13 protein-coding genes are annotated in these 13,845 nt (G+C 69.4%); 5 read left to right on the forward strand and 8 right to left on the reverse strand.

Annotated elements, in window-relative coordinates; translation table 11 throughout:
• The coding region (locus GXW79_RS16535) for an MFS transporter (RefSeq protein WP_211875546.1) at nucleotides 1-709 on the forward strand (709 nt) is incomplete at its 5' end.
• Here GXW79_RS16535 and GXW79_RS16540 read toward each other — a convergent pair.
• From GXW79_RS16540 to secG, 6 genes are all read right to left on the reverse strand, one after another.
• The gene (locus GXW79_RS16540; RefSeq protein WP_367614936.1) at nucleotides 706-1,038 is read right to left on the reverse strand and encodes an FtsB family cell division protein; all 333 of its coding nucleotides are present in this window, start codon (nucleotides 1,036-1,038) and stop codon (nucleotides 706-708) included. The two genes, GXW79_RS16535 and GXW79_RS16540, sit on opposite strands and share 4 nt — an antisense overlap.
• Before the next feature lie 82 nt (nucleotides 1,039-1,120).
• Nucleotides 1,121-2,398, reverse strand: coding sequence for a phosphopyruvate hydratase (gene eno, locus GXW79_RS16545; RefSeq protein ID WP_211875547.1), 1,278 nt, complete (start codon nucleotides 2,396-2,398; stop codon nucleotides 1,121-1,123).
• A 69-nt stretch (nucleotides 2,399-2,467) separates the two neighbouring features.
• Nucleotides 2,468-3,085, reverse strand: coding sequence for a hypothetical protein (locus GXW79_RS16550; protein WP_211875548.1), 618 nt, complete (start codon nucleotides 3,083-3,085; stop codon nucleotides 2,468-2,470).
• Nucleotides 3,086-3,169: 84 nt separating this feature from the next.
• Complete coding sequence (gene kdsA / locus GXW79_RS16555; RefSeq protein ID WP_211875549.1) at nucleotides 3,170-3,991, reverse strand: 3-deoxy-8-phosphooctulonate synthase; 822 nt, start codon at nucleotides 3,989-3,991, stop codon at nucleotides 3,170-3,172.
• Between the two features lie 150 nt (nucleotides 3,992-4,141).
• Nucleotides 4,142-5,779, reverse strand: a complete 1,638-nt coding sequence (locus tag GXW79_RS16560; protein ID WP_211875550.1) for a CTP synthase — start codon at nucleotides 5,777-5,779, stop codon at nucleotides 4,142-4,144.
• 114 nt (nucleotides 5,780-5,893) lie between these two features.
• Complete coding sequence (secG, locus tag GXW79_RS16565; protein ID WP_211875551.1) at nucleotides 5,894-6,214, reverse strand: preprotein translocase subunit SecG; 321 nt, start codon at nucleotides 6,212-6,214, stop codon at nucleotides 5,894-5,896.
• A gap of 332 nt (nucleotides 6,215-6,546) precedes the next feature.
• On the opposite strand from secG, the gene GXW79_RS16570 reads away from it, so the two are divergent.
• Entirely contained in the window at nucleotides 6,547-7,611 is a 1,065-nt protein-coding gene (locus tag GXW79_RS16570) for a class I SAM-dependent methyltransferase (RefSeq protein ID WP_211875552.1), read from the forward strand.
• A gap of 50 nt (nucleotides 7,612-7,661) precedes the next feature.
• On the opposite strand, the gene tpiA is transcribed toward GXW79_RS16570, so the two are convergent.
• The gene (gene tpiA / locus GXW79_RS16575) at nucleotides 7,662-8,393 is read right to left on the reverse strand and encodes a triose-phosphate isomerase (protein WP_211875639.1); all 732 of its coding nucleotides are present in this window, start codon (nucleotides 8,391-8,393) and stop codon (nucleotides 7,662-7,664) included.
• Between the two features lie 115 nt (nucleotides 8,394-8,508).
• Here tpiA and GXW79_RS16580 point away from each other — a divergent pair, with 115 nt between their 5' ends.
• Nucleotides 8,509-10,398 carry a peptidylprolyl isomerase gene (locus tag GXW79_RS16580; protein ID WP_211875553.1) on the forward strand — a complete coding sequence of 630 codons (1,890 nt, stop codon included), beginning with the start codon at nucleotides 8,509-8,511 and terminating at the stop codon, nucleotides 10,396-10,398.
• Nucleotides 10,395-11,897 carry an anthranilate synthase component I gene (trpE, locus tag GXW79_RS16585; protein WP_211875554.1) on the forward strand — a complete coding sequence of 501 codons (1,503 nt, stop codon included), beginning with the start codon at nucleotides 10,395-10,397 and terminating at the stop codon, nucleotides 11,895-11,897. The genes GXW79_RS16580 and trpE overlap by 4 nt, the downstream gene beginning before the upstream one ends.
• Before the next feature lie 304 nt (nucleotides 11,898-12,201).
• Here trpE and GXW79_RS16590 read toward each other — a convergent pair whose 3' ends face one another.
• On the reverse strand, nucleotides 12,202-13,152 hold the full coding sequence (locus tag GXW79_RS16590) for a 2-hydroxyacid dehydrogenase (RefSeq protein WP_211875555.1): 951 nt from the start codon (nucleotides 13,150-13,152) through the stop codon (nucleotides 12,202-12,204).
• A 98-nt stretch (nucleotides 13,153-13,250) separates the two neighbouring features.
• Here GXW79_RS16590 and GXW79_RS16595 point away from each other — a divergent pair, with 98 nt between their 5' ends.
• A complete protein-coding gene (locus tag GXW79_RS16595; protein ID WP_211875556.1) occupies nucleotides 13,251-13,844 on the forward strand; it encodes an anthranilate synthase component II in 594 nt (197 codons plus the stop codon).
• Nucleotide 13,845 lies beyond the last annotated feature (1 nt).

Below are 13,845 nucleotides of genomic sequence, written 5' to 3' on the forward strand. Positions count from 1 at the left end.
CCTCGCGCTCGCCGCCACGGCCGGGCTGATCGCCTCGGCGGCGGCGCTGCGGCTGCCCTCGGTGCCGGCGCAGCCCCAGGCGAACCGCCCACGCATCGCCGCGGCCATCCTCGAAGGCGCGCGCTTCGTGCGGGCCGAGCCGCACCTGGCCGCGATCGCGCTGGTCGCCATCGCCTGGAACAGCGCCTTCTTCGCGCTGCAGGCGGTGCTGGTGCCGCTCGCCCTGGGACCGCTCGGGCTGAGCCCGGCGGCGGCCGGCGTGGCACTGGGCGCCTACGGGGCGGGGCTGGTGCTGGCGGCGCTGCTCGCGCCCTGGATTGGCGCTCGGACAAGCCCGGGGTTTTCGCTGATGGTGGGGCCGGCGCTTTCGGTGGCCGCCGTCCTGGCAATCCTCGCCGCACCGATGGGGGGCGCCGTGCTGTGGCTGGCGCTGGGCCAGTTCCTGCTCGGCTTCGGGCCGATGCTTTGGCAGATCGCCCAGACCAGCCTGCGCCAGGCGGTCACACCCCAGGGCCTGCTCGGCCGTGTGGGGGCGACGATGCAGGTGGCGGTGTTCGGCGTGCGCCCGCTCGGCGCGCTGGCCGGCGGCGCGCTCGCGGCGTGGCAGGGTCCGCATGCGGCGGTCTGGCTGGCGGCGGCAGGGTTCGCGGTGTCGCTGCTGGTGCTGTTGCGCTCGCCGCTGCCGCAGCTGCGCGCGCTGCCCGCCTAGTAGAGGCGCTGCCCCGCCGGGTAGGGCAGCACGATCTCGTCACGGCCGACCATGTTCAACAGTGCGCGGGCCCGCTCGTCCAGCTGGTCGCGATCGACATGGTCGCCGCGCAGCCCCTGCACACGGCGCTCGATCGTGTCGCGCGCGGCTTCCGCCCGCACGAGCTCCTGGCGGGCGAGCGCGATCTCCTCGCTGCGCTGGGCATGCGCGATCAGGCCGCGCTCACCGTGACGGGCGTGCCAGCCGAAGTAGAAGCAGACCGCGATGAAGGCGAGCGGGAGAACCGCTTCCTTCGCGCGCCGCGTCAATGCCTGGCCAAAACCCCTCACGCGCAATCCCCAAGCCCCTGACGCAGAGAATCAACATCGGAGTCGCTTGGCAAGCACCCATCCGCGTGAGCGCGCAGAAAACTCAGCGCCGCAGCACATTGCGCCCGGCATAACGCGCCGCGGCACCCAGATCCTGCTCGATGCGGATGAGCTGGTTGTACTTGGCCAAGCGATCGGAGCGGCTGAGCGAGCCGGTCTTGATCTGCCCGCAATTGGTCGCGACGGCGAGGTCGGCGATGGTCGCGTCCTCGGTCTCGCCCGAGCGGTGGCTCATCACGGCGGTGTATCCGGCGCGGTGCGCGATCTCGACGGCGTCAAGCGTCTCGGTGAGCGTGCCGATTTGGTTGACCTTGATCAGGATCGAGTTGGCCGTCGCGCGCTCGATGCCCAGTCGCAGGCGCTCGGGGTTGGTCACGAACAGATCGTCGCCGACGAGCTGGACGGTGGCGCCGATGCGGTCGGTGAGCAGCTTCCAACCCTCCCAGTCATCCTCGGACATGCCGTCCTCGATGGAGACGATGGGCCACTTGGCGCAAAGCTCGGCCAGGTAGTCGACCATCGCGCCGGGCTCGAGCGTCTTGTTTTCGCCGGCGAGCTTGTAGAGGCCGCCATCGTAAAATTCGGTCGCGGCGCAGTCGAGCGCGAAGACCACATCCTCGCCCACGCGGTGGCCGGCGGCCTCGCACGCCTTGGCGATGAAGGCCAGCGCCTCGTCGGCAGAGCCGATGTTCGGGGCGAAGCCGCCTTCGTCGCCGACATTGGTGTTGTGATGGGCGTCGTGCAGCTGCTTCTTCAGGGCACCGAAGATTTCGGCGCCGATGCGCACGGCATCCGCCATGGTGCCGGCGGCGACCGGCATCACCATGAATTCCTGGATGTCGATCGGGTTGTCGGCGTGCTTGCCGCCATTGATGATGTTCATCATCGGCACCGGCATGGTGCGGGCGAAGGTGCCGCCGACATGGCGATAGAGCGGGATGCCCAGCTCGTTCGCCGCCGCCTTGGCGCAGGCGAGCGAGACGGCGAGCATCGCGTTCGCACCCAGCCGCGCCTTGTTCGGCGTGCCGTCCAGCTCGATCAGCGTCTCGTCGATCTTGATCTGCTCGAAGGGGTCCATGCCGCCAATGGCATCGAAGATCTCGCCCTCGACATTGCCGCAGGCCTTGAGCACGCCTTTGCCGGCGTAGCGGGCCTTGTCGCCGTCGCGGAGTTCGACCGCCTCATGCGCGCCAGTGGAGGCGCCGGAGGGGACGATGGCGCGGCCGGAGGCGCCGCTGTCGAGCACCACCTCGCACTCCACGGTGGGGTTGCCGCGGCTGTCGAGCACTTCGCGGGCGATGATGTCTTCGATGGCGGCCATGGCGGCGGGTCTCCGATCTCTGCTGTCGGCAGGCGGATAGGCCGCCGCGCCGCTCACCGCAAGCGCCCCTCAACGCCAGCGGTGGACGGCGCGCAGGGTGGCGACCGGCGCGGCCGCGCGCCCCTGGCGGTCGCAGGGTTCCACCAGGCGCGCGGGGATGCCGCGGGCGACCGGCATGCCGGCCGTCTTGGGCCGGGAGAAGCCGGCGAAGCGGATGTCGAGCTGCCCGGCGCCGACGCTCAGCACCTCGCCCCAATCGCCGGCCCGGGCGGTGACGAATTCGCCTTCCTCGTCGCGGCGCATCCGCACCAGGTCGCCCACCTGGACCGGGGCGGCATTGTCCTGCACGCCGCCGGGACCACGCGCCGCGCGATCATCGAACTGGCTGGCCCTCAGGCCGGAACGGCTCACATCGCGCTGGTCGAGCAGGATGGCGGCCCCCCGCGCATCGCAAGGCGCGAGCCAGGAGGAGGGCACCGCGCGCGCATAGGGCAGCGTCGCGGTGGCGGGGCGGGAGAAACCCGCCAGCTGGACATCGGCGGTATGCGCGTCGACCGAGACGACGCTGCCCCACTCGCCGCCGCGATAGGCGATCGGCGAGCCGAGGTCATCGCGCTTGATGCGCACGAAATCACCCGCCTCGAACACCGGGAGTGGCTGACCTTCTCTCGTGTAGGCGATGCGCATGGGGCCACCTTCATTGCGGCCCACGGAATGGCGGCCACCGCGCATTGTCCCGGCAGCGGGTAAAAGACCGGCTAAGAGGCCGTGTCAGCCCGATTTCGCCAAGCGATCAAAGGCCATCAGACGCGCGATCAGCGCCGGCATCTCGCGCAGCGGGATCATGTTCGGCCCATCCGAGGGCGCATGGTCGGGGTCCTGGTGCGTTTCGATGAACACGGCCGCCACACCGACCGCGATGGCCGCGCGCGCCAGGATGGGCGCGAATTCGCGCTGCCCGCCGCTGCTGCTGCCCTGCCCGCCGGGCTGCTGGACGGAGTGCGTCGCGTCGTACACCACCGGGTAGCCCGTCTCCGCCATGATCGGCAGCGCGCGCATGTCGGAGACGAGGGTGTTGTAGCCGAAGGAGGCACCACGCTCGCACAGCAGGATGCGCTGGTTGCCGGTCGACGCAATCTTGGCCGCGACGTTCTTCATGTCCCACGGTGCCAGGAACTGGCCCTTCTTCACGTTGATCGCCGCCCCCGTCTCCCCGGCCGCGAGCAGCAGGTCGGTCTGGCGGGAGAGGAAGGCGGGAATCTGCAGCACGTCGACCGCCTCGGCCGCTGGGGCGCATTGCTCGGCGGTGTGAACGTCGGTGAGCGTGGGCAGGCCGGTGGTCTCCCGCACCTCGGCGAGGATGGCCAGGCCTTCGGCCATGCCGATGCCGCGGGCGGCGGAGCCGGAAGTGCGGTTGGCCTTGTCGAAGCTGGATTTGTAGATGAGGCCGATGCCGGCGACGCGCGCCATCTCGGCGAGCGCGGATGCGGTTTCCAGCGCATGCGCGCGGGATTCGATCTGGCAGGGGCCGGAGATGAAGACCAGCGCGCGGTCGTTGGCGATGGTGAGATCGCGGATGGCGACGGGGATCATGCCGAAACTCCGAAACGACTGGGGGAAAAGAATTTCCCCCAGACCCCCATTCTTTTATTTTTGATCTATTGGTGCTCGTTGGCAGCTAGCACCAATAGATAAAAAAGAAAGAATGGGGGTTTGGGGGAAATTCATTTCCCCCATGCTTGCTTAAACCAACCGCGCCTGCTTCACCGCCGCCCCGATGAATCCCGCGAACAGCGGATGCGGCTCGAAGGGCTTGGACTTCAGCTCCGGGTGATACTGCACCCCGATGAACCACGGATGATCCGGGTATTCCACGATCTCGGGCAGCACGCCGTCGGGCGACATGCCGGAGAAGCGCAGCCCTGCCTCCTCCAGCTTGCCGCGGTAGGAGACATTGACCTCGAAGCGATGGCGGTGGCGTTCCTCGATGCTCGGCGCATCGTCGTAGACCGCGCGCACGAGCGATCCTTCGGCGAGGTTTGCCGGATAGGCACCAAGCCGCATGGTGCCGCCCAGGTCGCCGGCGGCGGCGCGGGTTTCGCGCTCGTTGCCGCGCAGCCATTCGGTGAGCAGCCCGACCATGGGCTCCGCGCAGGGCCCGAATTCGGTCGAGGACGCGCCCTTGAGGCCAAGCAGGTTCCGCCCCGCCTCGATGACCGCCATCTGCATGCCGAAGCAGATGCCGAAGAACGGGATGCGCCGTTCGCGGGCGAAGCGCACCGCCTCGATCTTGCCTTCGGAGCCGCGCTCGCCGAAGCCGCCAGGCACCAGGATGCCGTGCACGCCTTCGAGGCGCTCGACGGCCTCGCGGTCGCCATTCTCGAAGGTCTGGCTGTCGACCCAGCGGAGGTTGACCTTCACGCGATGCGCGATGCCGCCGTGGGCGAGCGCCTCGGCGAGCGACTTATAGCTGTCGAGCAGGTTCGTGTACTTGCCCACGACCGCGATGGTGACCTCGCCCTCGGGCGCATGGATGGCGGTGAGGATACGGTTCCAGCGCGACATGTCGGGCTGGCCGTAGACCGAGAGGCCGAAATGACGGAGCACTTCGCGATCCAGCCCTTCCTCGTGATAGCGCAGCGGCACCTCGTAGATGGACGAGGCGTCGAGCGCCGGGATCACGCTTTCGGGGCGGACGTTGCAGAACAGCGCGATCTTGCGGCGCTCATTCTCCGGGATCGGGCGGTCGCAGCGGCAGAGCAGGATCTGCGGCTGGATGCCCAGGCCCAACAGTTCCTTCACGGAGTGCTGGGTGGGCTTGGTCTTCAGCTCGCCGGCGGCGGGGATGTAGGGGACCAGCGTGAGATGGATGAAGATGGAGCGCTGATGGCCGAGCTCGTTGGCGAGCTGGCGGATGGCTTCGAGGAAGGGGAGGGATTCGATGTCGCCGACGGTGCCGCCGACCTCGACGAGGATGAAATCGTAGCCGTCCGTGTCGGCCTGGATGACTTCCTTGATCTTGTCGGTGATGTGGGGAATGACCTGGACGGTACCGCCGAGATAGTCGCCGCGGCGCTCGGCGGCGATCACGTCGGAATAGATGCGGCCCGTGGTCCAGTTGTCGCCCTTGGCGGCATGGACGCCGGTGAAGCGCTCGTAATGGCCAAGGTCGAGGTCGGTCTCCGCGCCGTCATCGGTGACGAAGACCTCGCCATGCTGGTAGGGCGACATCGTCCCGGGATCGACGTTCAGATACGGGTCGAGCTTGCGCAGCCGGACCTTGTGGCCGCGCGCCTGGAGCAGCGCGCCAAGCGATGCGGATGCGATGCCCTTGCCCAGGGAGGAAACCACGCCGCCGGTGATGAATACGAACCGCGTCATGGGCGTTCCTCCTAGCGGGAAGCGCGCGGCGGCGCCACCCGCATATGGCGGGCGGCTGACACGCGCGGCGGAGACCTTGTGGCCGGTGGCAGCGAAGACCTTGCGGCGATTGGCTTAATTCGTGGGGACGGCCGGCAGCGCAGGAAGTGCGGGGGCGGCGGGCGCGGCCGCCGGCGGCGGCGAATCGAGGATTGAGCGCTGCTGCACGGAACCGCGGTTCACCAGGGCCAGAGCAATCGAGAGCACGAAGAACAGCGTCCCCAGGATGGCGGTGGTGCGGGTGAGCAGGTTGGCCGTGCCGCGTCCGCTCATGAACCCGCCCATCCCCTGGGAGGAGCCGACGCCGAGCCCGCCGCCTTCGCTGCGCTGAAGCAGCACAACGCCGATCAGGGACAGGGTGACGATGAGGTGGAGGACGAGGAGGAGGCTGGCCATGCGGGGCGCTTTACCCTCGGGTCGCGCATTTGGCCAGTGGCTGCGCAAGCGTGGGCTGACCAAGAGTTGCCCGAACAGCTTCAGTGACCGTGACTTGGATTGACTTGCCTGTGTCTTCACTCATGGCGCGCAACCGTTTCATTCAGACGTGAGGCTGGTCCTCGACGCAGCGCAGGGAGTTGAACTGCGAGGCTCATTATCGCAGCCTGGGCCGCGCTACGTCAGACATGGAGCACGACGGGGCGTGGGGCCGTAGGCGCTAGGTGAGTACTCTGCTAGTGCACCCCTCAATCAGACGAAGTTGAATGCAACATGCCGGTTGGAGCGCACCATTGAGTATTTCCGAACAGGCCCTCACAAACGACGGCGAGCGAATGATCGTTGGCAACATGTGGGGCTACTGGGCACATCTCTCGATTTACTGCTTCGCGCTGCAGTTCGGGGCCGGCCGGCGGGTTCTTGATGCCGGGTCAGGTTCGGGCTACGGCGCCGCCTATCTGGCGAGGCACGGCGCTCAGGTGCTGGCGCTCGATGCCTCCGCCGTCGCTATCGAGCATTCCCGAATCCGGTATGCCGGCGACCCCGTCACCTTTGAGGTTGCCGATCTAAACCTGCCGCTGCCCTGCGGCGCTGACCTCTTTGACCTGGTGTTCAGCAGCAATGTTTTCGAGCATGTCGCTCATGTGGACCGGCTTGCATCTGAATGTGCCCGGGTGATGCGACCTGACGGCGCTTGCGTGGTGGCCGTTCCGCCTGTCATCAACGCCACAGCGATGGCGGCTGACTTGGAGAACCGGTTTCACGTCCACCACATTCCACCCAGCGCGTGGGAGGCAAAGCTGAAGCGGTTCTTCCTCGATGTGAAGGTGCACCGCCACGAACACGCCGGCGCTTTCGCCACGCCGGGCAAGCCCGAAACCGAAATTCAGCTTCCCATGGATCAGGTGACGATACGGGAAACCGATTTCGCCTTCCCCGAAATCACCGCCGCCGAGATGGAAGCGACCAGTAGCCTTACCGCGATCTTCGTCTGTCGTGGGCGTCGCTTGCCCGCGGCCCCCGAGACTCTGGCCGAACGCACGCCCGCAGAGTGGTGTGAACTCGCCGTTGCGGCCAATTTGATCGGTCGCGCCGCAGCGGTGCCCGAGGACCCCGTGGATCATGCGTCCCAGGTCACCTCGGCGGTCGCCGAGGCGGAGTTGAAGGCCAAGCTGAAGGCAGAGCTGAGGGCCGAGGCGCGGCTAAATGATGTGAAAGGCGAGATGGCCGTCGCCCTCGCGCACATGGCTGCGAGGGAGGAAGACATGCAGCGCCGCGTCGCAGCAATGGAGCAATCGACGAGTTGGCGTATGACCTCGCCGCTCCGCAGCCTGCGGACCGCGCTGCGCGGCCGGTAGACCAGGAGGTTCGACGGCAAGTCCTTTGGCGTCCGGGCGAGCGCGTTGCCCTAGGCGGGCGATGCCGCCGCCGCGATCGCCAGGAACTCCGCCGCCGCCAGGCTCGCGCCGCCCACCAGCACCCCATCCACATTCGGCAGGGCGAGGATCACCGGGGCATTGCCGGCCTTCACCGACCCGCCATAGAGCAGCCGCGTGCCGGCCGGCGCCAGGCGGCGCAGCAGCGCATGGATGGTGGTGATGTCCTCCTCGGACGGCGTGCGGCCGGTGCCGATGGCCCAGTCCGGCTCATAGGCGACGACGCCGCGGGCGGTGGAGAAGCGGTCCGGCATCGAGTTCTGCAGCTGGCGCTGGATCACGCTCTCGGACTGGCCGGCGGCCTTCTGCGCCATGGTCTCGCCCACGCAGATCACCGGCACCACCCCGGCCATGATGGCCGCGGCGGCCTTGTCGCGCACATCAGCATCGGATTCATGGTGGTTCAGGCGCCGCTCGGAATGGCCCACCAGGACGTAGGCGCAGCCGATGTCGCGCAGCATCGGCGCCGAGACGTCGCCGGTATGGGCACCCTTGGGCTCGGCGTGGCAGTCCTGCGCGCCCATCGCGACGCCATGGCCCATCAGCGTGGAGCCCACGGCGTGCAGATGCGGGAAGGGCGGGAAGACCACCAGATCCGGGTCGGCCTCGCCGCGCGGGGCGTTGGCGCCGATGGACTCCGCCAGGGCAATCGCCTCGCGGATGGTGCCGTTCATCTTCCAATTGCCCGCGATCAGCGGGCGGATCCCAGGGGTCATGGCGCGCTCTCCGGATTCAGGGCGCGATTACTGCGCGCATCGGCGTTTGGCAACCGGGGCGCGCTTCGCCTATGGTCCGGCCCCTTTCGCAGTCTGGATACCCATGCTCACCGCGCTCCGCAAACTCGCTGGCACCTGGTTCGCCAAGCTGCTCTTCGTGCTCCTGATCGGGTCCTTCGCGATCTGGGGGATCGAGGATGTGGTGCGCAATTTCGGCCGCGATTCGGCGCTGGCCCGCGTCGATGGCCAGCCGATCCCGATCGAGGAGGCGCAGGCCGCCGCACGGCGAGAGATCACCCGCATCACCCGCCAGCTGGGGCCGAATTTCCAGGGCAACGAGGAGATCAGGAAGGCGCTCGCCGCCCAGGCGGTCGAGGGCCTGGTGATGGACCGCGTGCTGCGCAGCGAGGCAAGCCGCATGGGCGTGATCGTGCCTGACGCGGCGGTGACCAGCGCGGTGTTCTCCATCCCGCAGTTCCAGGGCGTCGATGGCCGATTCTCGCGCGACGTGCTGTTCAACTTCCTCCGTTCCAACGACCTCACCGAGCAGCAGTTCCTCACGCTCATGCGCGCCGACCTTGCGCGCCAGCAGATCGCCGGTGCGGTGCGCGGCGGGGCGATCGCACCCGCCACGATGGCCGAGCCGCTGACGCGCTTCCTGCAGGAACGCCGCATCGCCGATGTCGCGCGTTTCCCGACCGCCGCCGCGGCGCCCCCCGCGGCACCCACCGAAGCCCAGCTACGCCGCTTCTACGAGAACAATCCGGCGCAATTCTCGACACCGCCGCTGCGCGAGGCGGTGGTCGCGGTGCTGACCGCGGAGATGCTCGCCGCCGAGGTGCAGGTGGCCGAGGCCGACATCGCAACCGCCTACGAGGCGCGCCGCGCCCAGTTCGAAACGCCCGAGCGCCGCGTGCTGCAGCAGGCGCTGCTGCGCGACCAGGCGGCCGCCGCCGCCATCGCCGCGCAATGGCAGGCGGGTGCGGACTGGGCCACGATCGAGGCGGCGACCACCGCCGCCCAGGGCCAGGCGAGCGCGCTGCCGGAGACCGACCGCGCCGGGCTGCCTTTGCCCGCGCTCGCCCAGGCGAGCTTCGCGCTCGCCGAGGGCGCCGTTTCGGCCCCGGTGCAGAGCCCGTTCGGCTGGCACGTGTTCCGCGCCGAGCGGATCATCCCCGGCAGCACGCGCTCGCTCGATGATGTGCGCGCCGAGCTGCGCCAGGAGCTGGCGCTGGAGAAGGCGCTCGACGTCGCCTTCGAGCGCGCCACCCGATACGAGGACCAGCTCGCCGGCGGCGCCACGCTGGAGGAGGTCGCGCGCGAGCACGGCCTCGCCTATGCCGTGGTGCGCACCGACGCGCAGGGCCATGACGCGGCGGGCGCCGATGTCACCATGCCGGTGCGCCCGGTGCAGCGGGCCGAAACGCTGCGGCTGATCTTCGCGGCCAATGCCGGCGACGCGGCCCGGCTGAACGAGGCGGTCGACGGCTTCATCGGCATCGAGCTGCGCGAGATCGTGGCCCCTGCCCTGAAGCCGTTCGAGACGGTCGAGACGGAGGTGCGCGAGGCCTGGCGCCTGGACGCCCAGAAGCGCGCGCAGGAAGAAGCCGCAACCGCGATGCTCACCGCGTTGCGGGCCGGCACGGCGTTCGATGCGGCCGCCGCGGTGGGCAACGCCACCACCGGCCGGGTCGGGCCGCTTGACCGCGAGCCCGGGCGCGACAGCCCGGTGCCGCCTGAACTCCTGGCCCCGCTGTTCGAGCTCGCGCGCGGCGAGGCGACGATGGTCGCCACGCGCGACGGCTTCGCAGTCGGCCAGGTGGTCGAGATCCAGGTCGCCGACCTCGCGGCGGAATCCGCCGCGCTCGAGCGGATGCGCTCCGAGGTTCGCCGCTCGATCGCCGACGACCTCGAGGCACAGCTGCACGCCGCGCTGCGCGCGCGCAGCACCGTGCGGGTGAACCAGACGCTGCTCGAAAGCCTCGGGCGATGATCGTCGGGTTTCCCGCCTTCGCGCAGGCGCTGGCGGCGGGAGGAGGGTATGTCGTTGCACGCGAGCGCGTGGCCGACCTTGAAACCCCGGTCGGGGCTTACCTGAAGCTCGCTGACACCAAGCCCTACGCGTTCCTGCTCGAAAGCGTCGAAGGCGGCGCCGCGCGTGGTCGCTACTCCGCGATCGGCCTCGCGCCGGACGTGGTGTGGCGCTGCCGCGACGGGCGCGCCGAGATGAACCGCCACGCGCTCTCGGCGCCGAATGCCTTCGTGGCCGAGGATGCGTCCGCCATGGACAGCCTCCGCGCGGTGATCGCGCTTGGCCGCATGGCGCTGCCGCCCGGACTGCCGCCGATCGGCGCGGGGCTCTACGGCTATCTCGGCTACGACATGGTGCGGCTGATGGAGAAGCTGCCGGCCACCAACCCCGACTTGCTCGGCATCCCCGAAGCTGTGCTGATGCGCCCGACTCTGATCGCCGTGTTCGACCATGTGCGCGACACGCTCACCCTCTGCGCGCCGATCTGGCCCGAAGCTTCGGGCGACGCCGCCGCCGCCTGGGAGGTCGCCAATGCCCGGCTCGACGAGGCGGAAGCCGCGCTTGACCGCCCTGTGCCGCGCGCCGCGCCGCCTGCCGACCTCCCTGCCCCGCCCGAGCCGAGCTCCAACTTCACCGAAGCCGGCTTCATCGCGGCCGTCGAGCGGGCAAAGGATTACATCCGCGCCGGCGACGCCTTCCAAATCGTCCCCTCGCAGCGCTTCTCGATCCCGTTCGGCCTGCCCTCCTTCTCGCTCTACCGCGCGTTGCGGCGGATCAACCCCGCGCCCTTCCTGTTCCACTTCGACTTCGCGGGCTTCGCCGCGGTCGGCGCCTCGCCGGAAATCCTGGTGCGGCTGCGCGACGGGATGGTCACCGTCCGCCCACTCGCCGGCACCCGCGGCCGCGGCGCGACGCCTGAGGAAGACCGCGCGCTGGAAGCCGAACTCCTCGCCGACCCCAAGGAGCGCGCCGAGCACCTGATGCTGCTCGACCTCGGGCGCAACGATGTCGGCCGCGTCGCCGAGATCGGCACCGTCCGCGTCACCGCCCAGTTCCAGATCGAACGCTATTCCCAGGTCATGCACATCAGCTCGGAAGTCCAAGGCAAGCTGCGCAAGGGCCTCGATTCCGTCGACGCCTTCATCGCCGGCTTTCCGGCGGGCACGCTGACCGGCGCGCCCAAGATCCGCGCCATGGAAGTGATCGAGGAACTCGAACCCTCGCGCCGTGGAATCTACGCCGGCGGCTTCGGCTACTTCGCGGCCGATGGCGGCATGGACACCTGCATCGGGCTGCGCACCGCGCTGGTGAAGGACGGCATCATGCACGTCCAGGCCGGCGCCGGCGTGGTCGCCGATTCCGACCCCAAGGCGGAATTCGAAGAAACCCGGCAGAAGGCGCGCGCCCTGTTCCGGGCGGCGGAGGAAGCCGTCCGCTTCGCGGCGCGCCGGAAGGGGTGACGCCTGGGGAAGGGCTTTGCCCTCCCCCAGACCCCCACCCACCAGGATCGTGTCGATCCTGGACCTCCATTTGTTGGTTCCCGGATTGGGGAAGGTGAGCCTCGCCGGAGGCGAGCCGGGGTGGGGAGGGGGCGCCTGCGGTGCGATGGCAACGGGAGCACCCGCGATGCGCCCCCTCCCCACCCCGGCGCTTCAAGCCAGCACACCCCTCCCAAGCCCAGGACCAACCCATGCAGGGGCCCGGGGATCGGCGCGATCCCCGGCGGTTGGGGGTCTGGGGGAAGGCAGCGCCTTCCCCCGGGCGTCACTCCCTCACCAGCGACCGAAGTGGCCGCCCTTCGAAGAACGCCTCCAGATTGTCGAGCACCACCTGTTGTTGTGCGGCCTGGGCCAGGCGCGAGAGGGCGGCGATGTGGGGCGTGAGGACGGTATTGGGCGCGTCTTTCAGGCGTTCCGGGACCTGCGGTTCGGTCTCGTAGACGTCGAGGCCGGCGCCGGCGATGGCGCCAGTTTCCAGGGCGTCGCAAAGGGCATCGGTGTCGATGACGCTGCCGCGCGCGACATTGACCACGGTGCCTTCGGGCCCGAGGGCACGCAGCACCGCTTCGTTCACGGCGTGGCGGTTCTCGGCACTCGCGCGGACTGTCACGACCAGGACGTCGGCCCATTCGGCCAGCGACATGAGGCTGGGGTGGTAGGCATAGGGCAGCTCGGGGCGCGGTGCCCGGCCGTGGTAGCCCACCTCCATGTCGAAGGCCGCCGAGCGGGTGGCGACGCGCTGGCCGATGGCGCCGAGGCCATAGATGCCGATGCGCCGGCCGGCGAGGCCGGGGACCTGGGGCATGCGGTCGATGGTGAGGCTCGCCCATTTCCCGTCGCGCACCACGCGGTCGGCGCGCAGGATGAGGCGGGCGCTCGCCAATACCAGAGCCATGGTGAACTCGGCCACGGAGATGGCGTTGGCGTCGCCCGCATGGGTCACGTGAATGCCGCGCGCGGCGGCCGCGGCGCGGTCGACGGCTTCGAAGCCGGTGCCATAGCAGCAGATCAGGCCGAGCTCGGGCATTGCCGTCTGCATCGCCGCGCTGGCGCCGAGGCTGCCGAGCGTGATCACGGCACGGGCGGCGTGCATCTCCGGCTGCAGCGCTTCCGGTGCCCAGCGCGAAGGCGGGCCGAGCAGGGTGTAGCGTTCGGCGAGGCGGTCGCGCAGCGCGTGGTGCAGCGGCATGGCGGCAAGGATGGGGTGTTTTTGCATGCGCGGCTCCTGCGGAATGCCGCAGTGCAGCATGCAGCCCAGCGGGCAGCAACTCGGCACGCTTGATTCCCGCGCGCAGCCGGTTCATGCATCGGGGCATGATCCTGCTGATCGACAACTACGACAGTTTCACCTTCAACCTGTGGCACTTCCTGGGCGACCTGGGGGCCGAGGTCGTGGTCAAGCGCAACGACGCTATCGACCCGCAGGCCGTGCTTGCGATGCGGCCGGACGCCATCGTGCTCTCGCCCGGCCCGTGCACGCCGAGCGAGGCGGGCATCTGCCTGCCGCTCATCGCCCTCGCCGCTGAGGCCAAGCTGCCGGTGCTGGGCGTGTGCCTTGGCCACCAGGCGATCGGCCAGGCTCTGGGGGCCGATGTGGTCCGCGCGGACCAGCCGGTGCACGGTAAGGTGTGGGACATCCATCACGGTGGCACCGACATATTCGCCGGCCTGCCCTCGCCGTTCCGCGCCACGCGCTACCATTCCCTGGTGCTGCGGCGCGAAAGCCTGCCGCCGGAGCTGGTCGCGACCGCCTGGACCGAGGATGGCATCGTGATGGGCGTGGCGCACCGCGACCTGCCGCTCTACGGCGTGCAATTCCACCCCGAGAGCATCGCGAGCCAGCACGGCCATGACCTGCTGCGCAACTTTTTGACGCTCGCCGGCGTCAAGGCCCTGGCAACGGCCTGAG

This window comes from Plastoroseomonas arctica, assembly GCF_018128965.1.
Lineage (GTDB): Bacteria > Pseudomonadota > Alphaproteobacteria > Acetobacterales > Acetobacteraceae > Plastoroseomonas > Plastoroseomonas arctica.

Bases quoted from the DNA above. Each gene is read 5' to 3' on its own strand.
- eno (WP_211875547.1), bottom strand. From the start codon at position 2,398: ATGGCCGCCATCGAAGACATCATCGCCCGCGAAGTGCTCGACAGCCGC.
- GXW79_RS16550 (WP_211875548.1), bottom strand. From the start codon at position 3,085: ATGCGCATCGCCTACACGAGAGAAGGTCAGCCACTCCCGGTGTTCGAG.
- kdsA (WP_211875549.1), bottom strand. From the start codon at position 3,991: ATGATCCCCGTCGCCATCCGCGATCTCACCATCGCCAACGACCGCGCG.
- GXW79_RS16560 (WP_211875550.1), bottom strand. From the start codon at position 5,779: ATGACGCGGTTCGTATTCATCACCGGCGGCGTGGTTTCCTCCCTGGGC.
- secG (WP_211875551.1), bottom strand. From the start codon at position 6,214: ATGGCCAGCCTCCTCCTCGTCCTCCACCTCATCGTCACCCTGTCCCTG.
- GXW79_RS16580 (WP_211875553.1), top strand. From the start codon at position 8,509: ATGCTCACCGCGCTCCGCAAACTCGCTGGCACCTGGTTCGCCAAGCTG.
- trpE (WP_211875554.1), top strand. From the start codon at position 10,395: ATGATCGTCGGGTTTCCCGCCTTCGCGCAGGCGCTGGCGGCGGGAGGA.
- GXW79_RS16590 (WP_211875555.1), bottom strand. From the start codon at position 13,152: ATGCAAAAACACCCCATCCTTGCCGCCATGCCGCTGCACCACGCGCTG.
- GXW79_RS16595 (WP_211875556.1), top strand. From the start codon at position 13,251: ATGATCCTGCTGATCGACAACTACGACAGTTTCACCTTCAACCTGTGG.